The sequence below is a fragment of the uncultured Polaribacter sp. genome (assembly GCF_947503855.1).
In the GTDB taxonomy this organism is placed as follows: Bacteria; Bacteroidota; Bacteroidia; order Flavobacteriales; family Flavobacteriaceae; genus Polaribacter.
This window is the reverse complement of record NZ_CANNFF010000012.1, coordinates 48369-64195: the sequence shown is the minus strand read 5'-3', so window position 1 is coordinate 64195 and position 15827 is coordinate 48369. Positions and strand designations below refer to the sequence as shown.

Sequence of the window (15827 nt, the reverse complement as noted above, 5' to 3'; positions counted from 1 at the left end):
AAACTATTTATTTGGTATTCTTACTGTTTCACCAATCCAACATTTGATAGTAAACTTACCACCTGGAGTTGCTGTTGCATTAAAAATATCTTTTTTACTTGGTACATTTTGTTTGTAGATATTGATGTATTTCCTAGCTTTAGAAGAGATACTTGGATCTACAGCTGCAGCTTTTCTTGCCATATTTAAAGCAGCTACATATACCATTCTTTTTTCGAACAAATTACCACCACAATTGTTGACACTTGCTTGGTAAAGTGTTGCAATAAATAAATAAGCTCTACCTGAGTTAGGATTAAAACTTAAAGCTTCTCTTGCCAAGCTTCTTGCTTTGCTAAATTGACCTCTATCTTTTGCTGATTGTGCAAATTTTAATTTATACTTTGCCTTTTTTAAAGGATCTGTTTCTAAATTAAATGATTTTTCTCTCATTGCTCTTGCTCCAGCAGAATCTCCATTACCCTCTAAAACATTTGCTAAAAACGCATATGCTTCTGGAGATGGTGATGCTTCTGCAAAGGCTCTAACTAATTTCTCAAACAATGGGTCTTCTTGACAACCTTTATTAAACATTCTAGAAACTGCTCTTTTTAACCAAACCGCATCTAATTTATTTGCTTCAAAATCTCTCTGATATAAAGGTATTAAACGCTCACAAGTTGCAATTTCTGTAATAATTCTATCAAACTGAACCTCTATAGAACCTAATGCTTTAGAGTTAATTTTATAGGCTCTTAATCTTCTTAACCCTTTTTTATCTAGATTTACAGAATCTGCTCTATATTTTTTAATATTTGCTGCATATCCGTCTAGCTTTTTTCCTACAGACTCTATTACATCATCATAGGTATCAAAAACTTTTTGTGGGTTGGTATCTTTGTTTCTATCGGTAACTCCCTGAAAGTAAATGTATAAGTTTTTTACTCCCATTTTTGTAGGGTCTATAGCATATCCTTTTTCTAAGATAGCAAAAATCTCATCATCTGATGCCAATTTATTTTTATATAAGTAACTAGCATAATCACTATGTACTTTTGCAGGGTCTACATTAGGGAAGTTTTGTAATCTTTGCTCGTAAACTCTTTTTGCTAAAGCGGGCTCTTTTCTTACATCTTCTGCAATTTTAGAACCATATTTATAGATATTTACAGATAAATCTTGGCAATTATCCATTAGAAAAATCCAATTCTTGTATGCATCGTCATACTTTTTAGACTTGTAATCACCACTAAAAAGATTGTATTTTATTTCACAATCTTGTTTTGTAACCTGTGCATTTGTTTTTACTGTTGTTATAAATAACATTGCAGCTAATAAAAACGTAATTTTCTTCATTTTAATAGTTTTAATAATTTTATATGTTAATCTATTTTTCTTTTTCTGAACCAAGTATCGCTTAAAGATAAACTAAGCCTTACGTTAAAGTATTGCTCTTGTATTAAATTATTTGATGTTGTACCTCTCTTACCGTATTCTAATCCTAAATTAACGGTAGATAATTGCTTTAGTGGTAAACCTAAACCAAAAGACATGCCATAGTCGTTTATTGATGTAAAATTTGTTGTATTTCCAACTCCATCAATAGCTAAACCTACTTTTTCGAAACGCAAACCTGCTCTATAAGTAACTCTATCCCAGTAACTTGAAATCGAATTTATTTTAGGCAAATAAAATCCTCCTAAAGAAAATCTATTTGATTTTTCGTATTTATAAGCGTCGTTTGTAATGTTTAAAGTTCCTTCTGTTTGGAATGCCTCTTGATTTTCGTATTCTAAACCTACATACCATTTATCGTATTTACCCAAACCAATACCAAAAGTAGATTTTAAGGGTAGTACATATTTACCCGAAATTGCAGTTGTAGAAATTGTATCTCTTGGAGACTCTCCCCCATTTGAACCGATAGAAACTGTATAGAGATAATCGTTCCCCTCTACATTTAAATTATTGCCAAGCTTTAATGTGGCACCTGCATCTAAGCGTAAATTATTTTTTAACGGTTTTATGTATTGAGCCCCAATAGTTACAGAACCTCCTCTAATGGTATTTATTTCTTTATATTTAGTGCCCAAACTTACATCTGCTCTTTGGTTTGTAATTGAGTTTTCTAAGTTACCAAAGCTAAAATCTGCTTCTATCCCGACTGCAAATTGTTTAGCAACCATGATACCAAAACTACCGTAAATTCTACTTACACCACCATTACCATTATATAAGGTTATAGATTGGAGATCTCCATTAGTATCGAAACCGTTGTCAGATAAAGAATACCCTACAGAAGAAATTGGTTGTAAACCAAAAGAGAAACCTGCCTTTTGACCAACAGGAAAACCCAATGCCAAATAATTTAGACTGGTTCCGTTAGAAGTTTGTTGGGTATCAAGCGTTTTAACCGTTAAATCATTATTTAAAACCCCAATTGCATAAGTAGTTTGCCTTAAAAAAGCGTTTGCAGCTGGGTTTGAAAAATTTAAATATTTATAATGGTTAAAAGCAACTCCTATACCTCCCATACTATTTTGCTCTACGGTTCTTGGACTGAATTCTTCACCAATACCAAAAAAAGAATAAGGTGAAGAATTTGTTCTTTGTGCTAATAAAGTTGTAGAAGTAATCAGTAATAAGGTTACTAAAATATTTCTTATCATTTGCTTGTGTTAAGTTTCAATATTTCATTTAATCCTTGAAGGAGAAAATTTTGATTGGCAAATATGCTACTTTTTAATTGTTTTGACAAGAAATTTGTGTCTCCTCCTGTTAAAACTATTGTTAAATCAGAAAATTTTTCTTCATATTGAGAGATTACTCCCTCAATCTCGTTAGTTACCCCATTTAAAACTCCAGAAATTATACTTTCATGAGTGTTTTTACCTATAAAACTATCTAGTTTTTCACTATGTAACAATGGCAAGTTTGCCGTAAACTTTTGTAAAGCTTTGTAGCGCATCTTAATACCAGGAGAAATTGCGCCACCTAAATACTCTAAATTGCTATTTACAAAATCAAAAGTAATGCAAGTACCTGCATCTATTACCAAAACGTTTTTATTGGCAAATTGTTTTACAGCTGCTGCAACTAATGCAATTCTATCTACACCCAACGTTTTTGGTGTTTGATATAAATTGATAAAAGGTATTTTTAAGTTAGAAGAAACGACCATTACTGTAGCCATTTTTTGTAGTTGCTCTATCTTTTGTAATGAAATTGAAGCTACATTAGATAAAATTACATGAGAAATTGACTTTATTTTTATATTTTTTTTAATTTCTGAAATAATTTTTTCCTTATCAAAAACAAGTAACTCCAACAAGTTATCTCCTTTAAAAACAGCAGCTTTAACTCTTGTATTACCAATATCCACAATTAGTTTCATATTTCAAATTTAGATAAAAATTAAAAATAGATGACATTTTTTTTAAATTTTATTTAGCAGATGTAAAAAAACATATTATATTTGCATCCGCTAAGGCAATGGTACCTTAGCTCAGTTGGTAGAGCAAAGGACTGAAAATCCTTGTGTCCCTGGTTCGATTCCTGGAGGTACCACAAAATTATCCCGTAACTCATTTATAAACAATGATTTACGGGTTTTTTGGTTTTTGGGGTTGCTTGAGAGGTTGCTCGGGAGGTAAAAAAAGATAATTCTGAACTGGTTATATTTTTAAGTAAAGTTACTGGTTACTTAAGTGAAAGCACATTACCTTGAAAAAGAAAATTTCTTTTAAATCAAATAACTATTAAAATAATTTAAACAATATTTTTTATCAAAAATAGGATAGTTAAGTTTCTGAGCTAAGCTTTGATATTCTTTTAATTTACTTTTATCTTTTCCTAAATTATGATATTCTAAAATTAAAATTATTATTTCAATGAATTCTTTATGACTATTTCTAAAAAATGAATTCTTTTTAAAATCTTCAATACTTTCTAATACATCATCACCATTAGACGAAGCAACAATTAGATTTCTTAGCTTGAATATACTGTAATGATATTCTTGATAATAAGGTTTTGAAATTTTAAAGTTAACCGTTTCAAAAATTATAAGTTTGAGTATATCTATATCTCTGTTTATTATACAGGCAAAAGTAAATTCATAAAGATAATCTACTAAATTATTCTGATATTTAATTTGATCCATGAAATTAATAACATGTTGTATTTTTTCTTTTTTATTTTTATTTTTATTAAAGAGCAATATACTCATATAACGACCAAAAAGAATTGGATGTATTTCTTTAAATTTTAGACTTGTAATAACAATTTTACAATCTTTTTTGTTGAGTAAATTCTTAAATTCTAAAATACAGTTTATAAAAAGTTTTTGTTGTTTGTCTGAAGTATAATTATAAAGTTTTAATGCATACAAACCATATAAACCATTTAGACTGTTAATATCAATATATGTATTAAAAAATAATATTGAAAAATATTTAGTTTTAATAAGCTTTAAATAATCTACTTCAGATTTTTTTAATAACGGACCTATACAATTTCCAAAGTAGAGCATTTGAGAGTAAGAAAAATTTTTAGGATTGAGTAGTTCTGAGTTAAAAATAAATTTTAAACTCTTATATTTTTTCTGAATTGAAACACCATAAACTAATGTTATTAATAATTCAATATAATTATTAGAATTATTGTAATTATCTTCAATAATTTTTAAAACAGAAATTGGATCTTCATAAATAATATTAAAAATTCTTTGTTGAGAATCCCATGATTTTTTTAACGGATATTTTGCACAGAATTGAGAATAACTTTCATAACCTAAATATATACAAAGTATATTTAATGTTGATACAGAAGCTTCCGTTCCTCTAACTATTCCAAAAAATCTTCTTAAAGTATTATAATTTAAAATCAAAGAAGTTTCATAGTAAACAAGATCAGATAAAACGATACAATCTCTCTTAGTTTTGACCACAAAACCACACTTTTGTTCAATTTGAAATTTAATGTCGTAAATCATTTTTATGTAAATGTACCTAAAATGTACCTAAATTAAAATTTAAAAATTTAAATTTGTGACTTAACTTAAAATTTTTATTATGAAAAAATTATTATTATTATTAACCTTTATTTTAGCATCATTTTCTATGAATGCTCAAGATTCAAAATTTTATGTAGGAGTAGGTGTTGGTTATGCAACAGCTGGAGGGGAAGTAACTGATGATTTAGACCTAGCTGGTGGACTAAACGTAAACTTCCTTAATCTTGGGTACAGATTTAGTGAAACTTTGGGTATCACTGCTAATTTATCTTCAAGTGGGCATATAATTGGAGAATCAGATAATGCCGTTGGTGTTGGAGCTTTCAGTATTGGACCAATGATCTCATTTTCAATAAGTGACAATATTTCTTGGGACTTAAAACCCCAGTATGCTTTTTCTATGAAAGGTGTTATTAGAGGAGATGATGCTGCACTAATTGGACTTGAAGATGTAGAATATTCTGGGAATGCTTTTATATTTGGTAACTCTATAGTGTTTGGAGATGGTAGTTCGGGATTTGCTTTTTCTGTTGATTTAGACTATTTAGCAGGAAAATTTACTGAAGTAACCCTTCCTGGGGGTACTTTAGACATAGATTCTGACAATAAAATCAATAACTTAAAAATTGGAGCTGGTTTAAGATATAACTTCTAATTTTTCTTTAATAAAACACCTTAAATTTTATATTTATTTTTAAGGTGTTTTTTATTTCTAACTATGAAAAAAACACTACTACTTACGCTATCACTATTATTTACTTTTGTAAGCTTTTCTCAGAGAAAAAAGAAACAAGTTTCAGATAGAAAACAAAATATTATTGAAACTGTAAACGAAATAAACGAGCCAACTGATGAAACCCATACTTTAAAAAGGAAAGTAGCTATTGCAAGATTTTCTAACGAAACCAGCTATGCTAAAGGTCTTTTTTATGATAAAAATAATGATCCAATGGGCAAACAAGCAGTTGATATTCTCTCAACTAAACTTGCATCTTCAGGAAAATTTATATTACTAGAAAGACAAGATTATCAGCTAATTAAAGACGAATTAAAAATTGCTAATAACGAAGGATTTCAAGAAATTGGTGCAGATTACTTAATAATAGGCTCAATTACAGAATTTGGAAGAAAAAACGTTGGGGAATCAAAAGTGTTTTCTCGAAGTAAAACACAGATTGTTGAAGCTGGTATTAGCATCAGACTTATTGACGTTTCCACTGGGCAAATAATTTATTCTGAGGAATCAAAAGGACAAGCTGAGACAAGTAATAAGACAACTCTAGGCCTTGGTAAAAGGACAGATTATGACTCATCTCTCTCAGACAAGGCTATTTCTGCTGCAATTTCTCAATTAGTTGAGAATATTATAAACAATTGTTTAAATAGACCTTGGAAATCTTACTTTTTATCATATGATCAAGATGGTATTATAATTTCAGGCGGTAAAAGTCAAGGAATAAAATTAGGAGATCTTTTTGATGTTTTCACCAAAGGTAGAAAAGTTAAAAATCCACAAACAGGTATGTTCATTCAATTACCAGGTAAAAGAGTAGGTCAAATTACTATTGATTATTCTGGTGGAGAATCTTCTGAAAATGAATTTTCTATAGTTTCTTTTACTGAAGGAAATATTGATAAAAACAGCCTCAGTAAATATTTTATAAAACAAGTAGATAAATGAAAAAAATACTATTTATTACAATATTAACCACACTTTTAGTCGGTTGTGGAGTAACTAAGACCATAAGTCGAGGTATAGAAAATCAAGCTTTTCTTTTAATTTTAGGAACACCTTCTAATTACCCTAATGGAGTTGAGGTTGTTATCGATGAAAAAACTAAATTTAATGCTGAAGTGCAAAAAAACAGAGACAAAGTTAAACATCTTAAACTCTATGGAATTTCTTCAGGAAAGCATAAAGTTTCTATCTCAAAAAATAATAAACGTATTTATGAGAAAATAATTTTTCTTTCATCACAACAAACTAAAAAGATCATACTTCCATGAAAATATATATATTCCTAGCCTCACTTGCTTTATACTCATGTAGTTCAACAAAAGGATTGTATTCATTTGATAAATATCAACAATCAAGTTATAATTATTTAAAAAAAGCTGATGAAAAATCAATAAATGAAATAATGGAACAGTACCAAAAGATAATAACAAAACAAAAAGGTACAAGAAAAGTAATACCTCCAGGAATGTTAGCTGATTATGGTTTTTTCTTAATACAAAGAGGTGATTTAAAGAAGGGTAAAGAAAATCTAAATAAAGAAATTTCACTTTATCCTGAATCAAAAATTTTTATAGATCGAATTTTAAATTTAATTGAAAAATGAAGCACTCAATATACTTATTATTATCAATAACACTTTTAATTGTTGGTTGTGGTACTACCTCAAAATTAAATAAGGCTCAAGCATACAAAGGAATGTATGAAGAAAAACCTTTGTCTGTTTTAATAATGCCTCCAATAAATAGAAGTACAAACGTAGATGCAAAAGAATATTTTCATACAACATTAAATGTACCTATCCTAAATGCAGGGTATTATGTTATTCCTCCATTTTTGTCAATGGAAATATTAAAGAGAGAAAGTGCTTATGATTCTGAACTTTTTATTGAAAACTCTTCATTAAAAATATTTAATAAAATATTTGGTGCTGATATTATATTATTTACCAAAATTAATAAATGGGATAAGTCTAGCTTAGCTTCTCGAGTAATTGTTGAAGTGGAATATATACTTAAATCAACCCATACAGCTGAAATCTTGTATTCTAGAAAAGGAACAATCTCTTACAATACATCAGTCTCAACAGGTGGTAGCTTCTTACTAGATTTAGCGGCTTCAGCTTTAAATACCGCTGTAACAAAATATGTAGATGTTGCGAAAGCAGCTAATAACTATATTTTTACTGATTTACCAAAAGGAAAATATAGTCCAATGTTTGGGTTAGATAAAGAAGAGACAGCTGGACTTAAGGTTATAAAAGTAAGATTACCAAAATAATTATTAGTAGAGTTTTAAAATAAAAATTATATTAATTAAAATGATCAATACTTTTATGAGGATGATTTAATTTTACTTTACAAAGTGATAAAATTATTAATCTAATGGGAAAGTTCTGTAAAAAGAAAATGAAAAAAACAAATATTTACTACAATTAGTTCATATTTGTTTTTTTTTACCAATAACTCAAGCCACCACTCGTGAGTTGTTATAAACATCTTCTTTTCGATACAGTACCCTACTCCCAATTTTTAAGGGAATTAGAATCCCTTCTCGTCTCCAATTATTTAGTGTTTGGACTGTAACACTCAAAACTTTTGAAACTTCGTCTCGGGTCATGTATTGGGTATCCTCACCACTAATTGATAACCGGTTTAATGGGTTTCCCATAGATCGTTGTCGGTTTAATTCTAACTTCACTCCTTCCTTAACTATTTGAATAAGTTCTTCTTTTGTTAGACTCAATATTTGTATCATTTGTTCTTTCATGATTTTCATTTTTTAGTTGTTCTTCAAAAATTCATTTGTTGTCTCAATATGTTTGTCCAATATTGACCAACTCATTTTTTTAAATCTACTCTTGGTTGATTTCTTATAGATATCATCTCTTATTTCCTTTATAAAATTATCATCAAGTGGATCTGAGGGATCTAACTTTTCAACTGATAAACCGGGTTTTATAGGGTACAGTTTTCTGTTCTCTTTTTATCGTTTTAATCACATTATCTGTTTTTTGATATTGATCATTTAACTTGAAAACAAAGGTGTCAACTCACACCTTTATATTTAGGCTTGACATTCCCTAAATATTTCGTTATATTCTATTAAGACTTAATTCGATTTATATCTTTTAAGATAGTGTGATTATCGTTGGTGGATGATAATTATATTACACATAAAGCATGTTTATCCTCCTTAAAGTAGATGCCACCACATCGAAATTTGGGGGATTATTATTTTAATGTTCAGCTACTTTGAAAAAGGAATTACCAATCTAATCCCAACTAAAACAATTGATTTATCACAATTGGTTAAATTCATTAAAAACAACCCTAAAAAATCTCTGATAAATGAAATTAGAGAACTAAGATTAAAGGGAGACCAGACCTACAAGAAAAAGAAAACATTTCTAAACTACATTACTCCCAACTGTAGTGTTAAAAAACGGAATATAAAACGAAAGGAGGATTATACAAAAAATTTTATTGCACCATCTTCTTATATCTATTTTGATTTCGATGATGTGGTTAACGCAAAAGAATATAAAGAATACTTTATTGAAAAATATGGTCATCTTGTCTCTTTAGTATGTCTGTCAAGTGGTGCTGGTGGCATATCTGTTTTGTTCAAAATAACAAATATTATTGATAACAATAACTTCTATGAGATATGGGAGATTATAAAAACTACATATCTTAAAGAAGAGCAGGTTGATATAAAATGTAAGAATCTTGGCAGGGCAATGTATCTAACATACGACACTGAACCATTCGTTAATTATGAGAATGAAATTACAGTTGAGATTCCTTTTAATAGTGAGAAAAGACACCTGAAAAAACAGCTCAATCAATCTATATTGAATAAAAAATATATTAATACATTGATTGAGCCACTTTCCAATATTGATTTTGAAGAATTTATGGATAAAATTGTAACAAAAACACCTGTAGTGGTTAATAACCCAATTGTTGAATTATTTGCATCAGAAAAAATGGATATTACATTTCCTAGAGAGATAAGAGATACCAAAAAACATAACATTTATACAATTATAATACATAAACTTGTTTTCTTAAATCCAATGTTACCAGCAAGTTATTTGTTTTCTTACCTTAATTTCATTAATAATTATTTTGGAAAACCACCAATGGAATTTAAGAAACTCGTAGAACTGTTTACTTTCGTTTACTCCAGTATTAAAAATGATGAAAACTATGAATTTAAGAATAAAAAGTACAAGTACGTGCATTTCAATAGTAACTCCAAATTAACCGGTGGAGAAAAAAGAAATTTAGCAAGTAAAATAAATGGAAAAAGAAGAAGTAATTCATCAATTGAAAAAATAATTACTACAAAAAAAGAGATGAAATCTCAAGGGTTAAAAATCACTCAGAAAGCACTTGCAGAAAAAACAGGGTTATCTATTAGCACAATTAAAAGACATATAAATTCTGAACCTGTAGATTTAGAAAAATTAGTGATAGATGTTAATGAACTTTATACAGATGAAGATCTTATAGTAGATGTTGATGCTGTTTTTCTATCAAATGAACATAATGTGTCAACTGACAATGTTTTCCGCCCTGAGTGTCCCAAATGGATTGGTAACTTTTTGTCGTGAAAATTTTGATAGTTCAAACGAAGAAAACAGAAATTAGTATTGAAATAAATTCTCGATTGCAGTTGTTAGATCTTTGTTTTTGATCACTGTATTACATTAAATTCTATTCGGCATGATGGGTAGGGATATTGACCTTCCTGTGAAATAAAACGAAGTTTTAATTATTTATTCTGATATACTTTACTTAGTGTTTTAGAGAGTGAATTGCAAAGTATTTCCTGCGGATGATTCTCATATCCATAGACTTCTAACTGTCTTTTATACAAGTTGTTTTTAGTTTGAGAGGTGATCAAATAATAGTGAAAATACTCGTGAATAGTTGTTTTTACAATATCCCGAAGTAATACATTGTTTGACCGGTATATAATGATCGTATTAGTATCAAAACAATATTCTCCCCCAAAATCAGATGTACCTTCAACTAAATTTATGAATGGTTTTTGTTTGCGAACCGGATACATCTCCAAACACCAATCTAATACCTCATGTGCCAATTGAAATTGCCAGTCTTCAGATCTAATTCTTAAAAAAACAAATAGTCTATAAATTAAATTTACAATGAGGATTACTCCCAAAACAGAAAAGTAAATAGTAAAAAAGGTATCCATAATTGGAATTTACCGCGAGAATTCTATTCTGCCTACAATATGTTTAAAAACTTATCTGCTTAGACTTCTGACATTAGTGTAAGTTTACTAAAATAGTTCTATCTCAACCCGGGTTGGACTTCCCAGTGAATCCAGTACTTCCCAAAGATCAACCCACTTATACTTTTATTAAATAATGCTGCAAAATCGAAGTTTTGCGCTTATGTTAGCCGGGTTAATTTCTAAAAATATAAAAATGTCACTACAGGGTCAACGAACAACAACCGGTGCAATTCCATGGGAAGATTTTAAATCATTAATTGCTAAATTGGAAAGAGATGAAAATTTTAAGTACTGCCTCTTAATTTCAATTGGGGTATTCACGGGTTTACGTATAGGGGATATACTCAAATTAAGGTACACCGACTTTTCGGGGGGAGATATATTAGTAATAGTAGAACAAAAGACAAAAAAGACTCGAAGAATTAAATTAAATAAGGATTTACTTGAGATTATATCTCGTATCAAACGAAAACAACTGATAGATGACGAGAGTCAATTCATTTTCATAAATAGATATGGCACCAAACCCATTGACAAATCGTGGGTGAACGTTTCCCTAAAAAAAATATTTAGGAAATATAAAGTACATGTAGATGGAAATGTATCTACCCACATGTTTCGAAAAACACTTGGAAATAGGGTTCTTAAATTAAATAACTACTCCAACCAGTCTATAGTTCTGTTAATGGAACTCTTCGGACATTCATCAATGGGGATTACAAAAAGGTATCTTGGTATCAGAGAAAAAGAGGTAATGGGTGTCTATGAGAGCTTGAGTTTGTAACCCTTATGTATTTTTAAAATTAGAAGACGGTGAGATCCTTTCTATTTTAATTGGCAACCGGTCAAACATTTTATCGAATTTATTTTTGCCAATTAAAATCTTAGATGGATCACCATAGTTTATCTTTAGGTTATCATTGATAATAGAGGTGCCGATTAGAATTAGTGAAGGAACCTGATGGTAAATCTCCAAGATTATTGGAATTTCAGTTTGCCGATTAGTATTATCGGTAGATCAGGTCCCCCGGGGGTACTTCCTGCCGGACTCCCTGCCGTACCCGTCCTTAATATATAAATATATATGAATCAAAACACCCTCTCAGAGTCGTCTGAAAATTTTGCCAAAAATTGATATAAAATTGAGGAAAGTCTAAAAGTTGGATTTAAAAAATTTTTCAGATTTTTTAGAGAAAATCAGTTTTATACCTGTAGTAGTTTCTCAAGGATTTTGACCATAGCATAGGTATCCAACTCACAATATTCTAATAGTTGTCTCCTTGTTTTTTGCACATCACCTTCAAAGGTTTCATTAACCATTGATAGAAATGTGTTGGATGCTTTACCTCCTTCTTTTATATCAAGATCGTTATATGAAAGTTCAGGAACAAGTGCGGGTAGAATATACTTTATTGAGTAACTCCCCTTCATTTCGGGGGTATAGTACCATTTCTGTTGGAACGGAATCATTAGATCTTTCAGACGATTTACAATCCCTCTCAACTCATTAGAATATTGAGGGAATACATCAATTAGATCATTGAGTTTTCCGCTCTAAAAACCAATATTATAAACTAAAATGTCTCCACTGCTACCACAGTCCTCTATGGGTTGTTCTATGAATCTAATTCTTGGATCTTGAGATGGATCTGTAAGATACTCTCTGTGTTCTATTTCAGATATGGGATCTTTTGAATGTGAAGTGAAATTGCAAATACCTGTTGTTGGCATAGTCTACTTCCATTATATTTTGGAACCACAGAACCGATAATCTTAAAATCTAAATTTAAAATAAGCGGTTTTTAGAATTATGGATTTAAAAGCAATGACCTTTGAACATCTTTTTTAGTAATACGAATGATTTTATAAACTCAAACAAAAAAAGACCCAAACAATCCATTTGAGTCTTTTCTGAAGTTTTATAAAATGTTGTCTGTTATTGTTTGATTAAAAACTCTGTTCTACGGTTTTGATTGTGTTGTTCTTTTGTACATTTATTTCTTTCGCAATCATTGATAGGCTGTTTCTCCCCATAACCGAAGGTGGTTATTCGATCTGCTGAGATCCCTCTATCTACCAACCATTGTTTTGTTGACGCTGCTCTTCTAGCAGACAACCTCTCATTGTATGCAGCAGGTCCAAAACTATCTGTGTGTCCAATGATCTCTAAGTTTATTACTGGATATCTGTTTAATATCTCTACAATCTTAGCTAACTCAATTGCAGCATCGCTTCTAATTGCATGCTTGTCAAAATCAAAGTAAATATTCTCTAACTTTAAAAGCTCCAGCAAGTCTACTGGTGCCGGTGGTGGCGCTTTCTCTGTAAGGTAAATCGTAGTTGTATTGGTGCCTTTAAATTTTAGTGAGGAAGCATATGGTTGATAATTCTCATTATTCACCTGTAAATTATACCCCTTCGAAGGATCTACATCTAAAAGAGATACTTGGTTATTGATTGCTGTTATAGTCCCTAAAACACTCTTATTTTCATTTAACAAGGTTACTGATGTATTTCCTATTACATCATTCCCTTTCTTCGATTTGATCATTACTGTCAAATCTTCTAATTTCGGTATCGATAATCCTGATAACGCATAAATATCATCTGAACCTACATTGTCTTCTTTACGGTTTGAAGACATAAAACCTGTACCTTCTGAGACTTTATAAACCAAACCAAAATCATCAAAAGAAGAATTGATAGGAGCACTAAAAGTATAGACTCTTTTATTCGTACTTTTTAAATCTGTATAATACAAATCTAATCCTCCCTGACCTTTTCTATAATCCGAAGAAAAAATCAAAACATTGTCTGAGGTGATAAATGGAAAAGTATCTCTACCTAACGTATTTATTTGAGCTCCTAAATTCTCTGGCGTACCATAAGTGTTATCAATTATAGATACTCTATACAAATCAGATTCTCCTTTCGTTCCAGGCATGTCTGATGAAAAATATAAATAATCCTCATCAGGACTCAAGGCCGGATGTGCACAGTTGTATTGGTTGCTATTAAATGGTAACTCTTCTATATCTACCCAACGCTTCCCATTATACTTTGCTTTGTATATTTTTAGCAATACATTTTCTAAAGAATCTGTCTTTACTTGATTTGCTAAATGATTGTTTCTAGTAAAATACATCGTTTTACCATCTTTTGTGAAAACGGCTGAAGATTCATTGTAAAATCTATTGATGCGACCTTTTAATTTGGAAACTTCACCTATTAGGCTATCTCCATCAAAACGACTTTCGTATAGGTTCGTATAAGCCTCATTATTCCAAATAGATTTGGTAGATAAAAAACTCTTTGTCTCCTTGCTACTTGAATAAGCAATCTTATCTTCTCCTAGATATGAAACCTTGTAATCTGAATATGGAGAATTAATCTTTGAGTTTTTTAGAGTAACCGAAGAAACACCAAGTACTTCTGGACTTAAAAAAATACGATTCTTAAGCTTATCTTCTATCTTCTCCTTTGGGTATTTCTTTAATAATGTAGCGTACAACTTATCTGCCTTCTTATCTTCTTTCTCACTTCGCAACACATTGATATATCTATAGTACGTGCTCTTAGAAACATCCTTCGTTCTTTTAAATAATGAATCGTAACTTACTCTAGCTAACGAATAATTAGATTGTAAGTAATATGAATTCCCTAAATTCTCAAATAACTCCGGAGAACCATAACCATCTGCAACCAAACCTTTATAAAGAGATATGGCCTCAGTATAAGACATACTATTGTACTTTGAATTAGCTCTTACTTCTCTTTCTTGTTGACCATATATAAATCCACTTACTAATAGTAAGCAAAGTGTAATATAATTAAAATGTAATTTCATCTCTATTTTGTGGTTTTTGTTTTTTTTTTTTAAAAGAATCGCGGTGCTTTTATATTGCTATTCCTAAATACTTCATAACGTAGGAAAACCTCGTGTGAACCTGAATTAAACGTAGATAGATTATTTGTGTCAAAATCATAACCATAACCTAAAAACCAATTCCTGCTTAACTGAAAGCCAGCTAATAAACTCACAGCTGCATCTATACGATATGACCCTCCTATAGTAAACTTATCATATATCTGAAAATTTCCCGATACATCCAATTGTAATGGAGAACCCGAAACAAACTTTGTCAACAATGCAGGCTTAAATAATACATCTTGACTTAAATCAAATACATAACCCGCTGTAAAATGATAATGCAAACGCTCCTTAGATATCGAACTTACAGATGCTCCTAAGTTTTTATTAATATGTTTGGTCTGTAATAAATTAGGAATTGAAAATCCTAAATAACTCTTATCTGAATACCAAAACACTCCAAAACCAAAGTTCGGAGAAATACGATTATTAATGTTATTCTGCGCCAATACATCCCCTGGGTTAAATATATTTAACTGGTTGAAATCTACATTCAGCATATGAGCACTCGCTCGTAATCCAAAGGCTAATTTATAATCATATGACGTTTGGATCGTATAACTCATATCTAAAGAAACTAAATTCTCTTCAACAGGCCCTATCGCGTCATTTAAAAAACTCAACCCAATACCTAAATTAGAAGAACCTAAAGGGGAATGATACGAAAGAGCATTCGTTGTCGGTGCTCCATCCAAACCAATCCACTGAGAACGTTGTGATAAATAAATACTTGTCGTACCACGGGAACCAGCATACGCCGGATTAAAACTCAGCGTGTTATACATATAGTTACTAAACTGAGCATCTTGCTGAGAGTAACTCAATCCGCTTATAAGTATAATAACAAGTGTGACTATTTTTTTCATTTATTTTTAATTTTTACAATTTATCTTATA

Annotated in this window: 14 protein-coding genes, 1 tRNA gene and 1 pseudogene; 8 read left to right on the top strand and 8 right to left on the bottom strand. The window is 30.2% G+C overall.

Features of this window, described 5'->3' with window-relative positions; all coding sequences use genetic code 11:
- Nucleotides 1-3 precede the first annotated feature (3 nt).
- Genes Q0662_RS10960 through Q0662_RS10950 form a run of 3 tightly spaced genes read right to left on the bottom strand, consistent with a single transcriptional unit; the run spans nucleotide 4 to nucleotide 3373 of the window.
- Entirely contained in the window at nucleotides 4-1335 is a 1332-nt protein-coding gene (locus Q0662_RS10960) for a hypothetical protein (RefSeq protein WP_298949684.1), read from the bottom strand.
- A 26-nt stretch (nucleotides 1336-1361) separates the two neighbouring features.
- Complete coding sequence (locus Q0662_RS10955; RefSeq protein WP_298949682.1) at nucleotides 1362-2648, bottom strand: hypothetical protein; 1287 nt, start codon at nucleotides 2646-2648, stop codon at nucleotides 1362-1364.
- On the bottom strand, nucleotides 2645-3373 hold the full coding sequence (locus Q0662_RS10950; protein ID WP_298949680.1) for a type III pantothenate kinase: 729 nt from the start codon (nucleotides 3371-3373) through the stop codon (nucleotides 2645-2647). Before Q0662_RS10950 ends, Q0662_RS10955 begins: the two co-directional genes overlap by 4 nt.
- A gap of 100 nt (nucleotides 3374-3473) precedes the next feature.
- On the opposite strand from Q0662_RS10950, the gene Q0662_RS10945 reads away from it, so the two are divergent.
- Nucleotides 3474-3546 (top strand) — tRNA-Phe (locus Q0662_RS10945).
- Between the two features lie 175 nt (nucleotides 3547-3721).
- On the opposite strand, the gene Q0662_RS10940 is transcribed toward Q0662_RS10945, so the two are convergent.
- Entirely contained in the window at nucleotides 3722-4972 is a 1251-nt protein-coding gene (locus tag Q0662_RS10940; protein ID WP_298949677.1) for a hypothetical protein, read from the bottom strand.
- Between the two features lie 79 nt (nucleotides 4973-5051).
- On the opposite strand from Q0662_RS10940, the gene Q0662_RS10935 reads away from it, so the two are divergent.
- The 5 genes from Q0662_RS10935 (at nucleotide 5052) to Q0662_RS10915 (ending at nucleotide 8009) form a co-directional block, all read left to right on the top strand.
- Nucleotides 5052-5648 carry an outer membrane beta-barrel protein gene (locus Q0662_RS10935; RefSeq protein WP_298949675.1) on the top strand — a complete coding sequence of 199 codons (597 nt, stop codon included), beginning with the start codon at nucleotides 5052-5054 and terminating at the stop codon, nucleotides 5646-5648.
- A gap of 63 nt (nucleotides 5649-5711) precedes the next feature.
- Complete coding sequence (locus Q0662_RS10930; RefSeq protein ID WP_298949673.1) at nucleotides 5712-6674, top strand: CsgG/HfaB family protein; 963 nt, start codon at nucleotides 5712-5714, stop codon at nucleotides 6672-6674.
- Entirely contained in the window at nucleotides 6671-7000 is a 330-nt protein-coding gene (locus Q0662_RS10925; RefSeq protein ID WP_298949671.1) for a hypothetical protein, read from the top strand. Before Q0662_RS10930 ends, Q0662_RS10925 begins: the two co-directional genes overlap by 4 nt.
- Nucleotides 6997-7335 (top strand): DUF4810 domain-containing protein, encoded by a 339-nt coding sequence (locus Q0662_RS10920; RefSeq protein ID WP_298949669.1) that lies wholly within the window; start codon nucleotides 6997-6999, stop codon nucleotides 7333-7335. Before Q0662_RS10925 ends, Q0662_RS10920 begins: the two co-directional genes overlap by 4 nt.
- Nucleotides 7332-8009 (top strand): GNA1162 family protein, encoded by a 678-nt coding sequence (locus Q0662_RS10915; RefSeq protein ID WP_298949667.1) that lies wholly within the window; start codon nucleotides 7332-7334, stop codon nucleotides 8007-8009. The genes Q0662_RS10920 and Q0662_RS10915 overlap by 4 nt, the downstream gene beginning before the upstream one ends.
- Before the next feature lie 186 nt (nucleotides 8010-8195).
- Here the strand turns inward: Q0662_RS10915 and Q0662_RS10910 are convergent, their stop codons facing one another.
- A complete protein-coding gene (locus tag Q0662_RS10910; RefSeq protein ID WP_298949665.1) occupies nucleotides 8196-8498 on the bottom strand; it encodes a helix-turn-helix domain-containing protein in 303 nt (100 codons plus the stop codon).
- A 472-nt stretch (nucleotides 8499-8970) separates the two neighbouring features.
- Here Q0662_RS10910 and Q0662_RS10905 point away from each other — a divergent pair, with 472 nt between their 5' ends.
- Both Q0662_RS10905 and Q0662_RS10900 read left to right on the top strand, forming a co-directional pair.
- The gene (locus Q0662_RS10905; protein WP_298949663.1) at nucleotides 8971-10350 is read left to right on the top strand and encodes a winged helix-turn-helix transcriptional regulator; all 1380 of its coding nucleotides are present in this window, start codon (nucleotides 8971-8973) and stop codon (nucleotides 10348-10350) included.
- Nucleotides 10351-11160: 810 nt separating this feature from the next.
- Complete coding sequence (locus tag Q0662_RS10900) at nucleotides 11161-11784, top strand: tyrosine-type recombinase/integrase (RefSeq protein WP_298949661.1); 624 nt, start codon at nucleotides 11161-11163, stop codon at nucleotides 11782-11784.
- Nucleotides 11785-12203: 419 nt separating this feature from the next.
- On the opposite strand, the pseudogene Q0662_RS12050 reads toward Q0662_RS10900, so the two are convergent.
- The 3 genes and pseudogenes from Q0662_RS12050 to Q0662_RS10885 all read right to left on the bottom strand — a co-directional run bounded on the left by Q0662_RS12050 (nucleotide 12204) and on the right by Q0662_RS10885 (nucleotide 15797).
- Nucleotides 12204-12731 (bottom strand): annotated as a pseudogene (locus Q0662_RS12050) (DUF2779 domain-containing protein).
- 205 nt (nucleotides 12732-12936) lie between these two features.
- The gene (locus tag Q0662_RS10890) at nucleotides 12937-14847 is read right to left on the bottom strand and encodes an OmpA family protein (protein WP_298949658.1); all 1911 of its coding nucleotides are present in this window, start codon (nucleotides 14845-14847) and stop codon (nucleotides 12937-12939) included.
- A gap of 29 nt (nucleotides 14848-14876) precedes the next feature.
- Complete coding sequence (locus Q0662_RS10885) at nucleotides 14877-15797, bottom strand: type IX secretion system membrane protein PorP/SprF (RefSeq protein ID WP_298949656.1); 921 nt, start codon at nucleotides 15795-15797, stop codon at nucleotides 14877-14879.
- Nucleotides 15798-15827: the final 30 nt, after the last annotated feature.

Bases quoted from the DNA above. Each gene is read 5' to 3' on its own strand.
- Q0662_RS10960 (WP_298949684.1), bottom strand. From the start codon at position 1,335: ATGAAGAAAATTACGTTTTTATTAGCTGCAATGTTATTTATAACAACA.
- Q0662_RS10955 (WP_298949682.1), bottom strand. From the start codon at position 2,648: ATGATAAGAAATATTTTAGTAACCTTATTACTGATTACTTCTACAACT.
- Q0662_RS10950 (WP_298949680.1), bottom strand. From the start codon at position 3,373: ATGAAACTAATTGTGGATATTGGTAATACAAGAGTTAAAGCTGCTGTT.
- Q0662_RS10940 (WP_298949677.1), bottom strand. From the start codon at position 4,972: ATGATTTACGACATTAAATTTCAAATTGAACAAAAGTGTGGTTTTGTG.
- Q0662_RS10935 (WP_298949675.1), top strand. From the start codon at position 5,052: ATGAAAAAATTATTATTATTATTAACCTTTATTTTAGCATCATTTTCT.
- Q0662_RS10930 (WP_298949673.1), top strand. From the start codon at position 5,712: ATGAAAAAAACACTACTACTTACGCTATCACTATTATTTACTTTTGTA.
- Q0662_RS10925 (WP_298949671.1), top strand. From the start codon at position 6,671: ATGAAAAAAATACTATTTATTACAATATTAACCACACTTTTAGTCGGT.
- Q0662_RS10920 (WP_298949669.1), top strand. From the start codon at position 6,997: ATGAAAATATATATATTCCTAGCCTCACTTGCTTTATACTCATGTAGT.
- Q0662_RS10915 (WP_298949667.1), top strand. From the start codon at position 7,332: ATGAAGCACTCAATATACTTATTATTATCAATAACACTTTTAATTGTT.
- Q0662_RS10910 (WP_298949665.1), bottom strand. From the start codon at position 8,498: ATGAAAGAACAAATGATACAAATATTGAGTCTAACAAAAGAAGAACTT.
- Q0662_RS10905 (WP_298949663.1), top strand. From the start codon at position 8,971: ATGTTCAGCTACTTTGAAAAAGGAATTACCAATCTAATCCCAACTAAA.
- Q0662_RS10900 (WP_298949661.1), top strand. From the start codon at position 11,161: ATGTTAGCCGGGTTAATTTCTAAAAATATAAAAATGTCACTACAGGGT.
- Q0662_RS10890 (WP_298949658.1), bottom strand. From the start codon at position 14,847: ATGAAATTACATTTTAATTATATTACACTTTGCTTACTATTAGTAAGT.
- Q0662_RS10885 (WP_298949656.1), bottom strand. From the start codon at position 15,797: ATGAAAAAAATAGTCACACTTGTTATTATACTTATAAGCGGATTGAGT.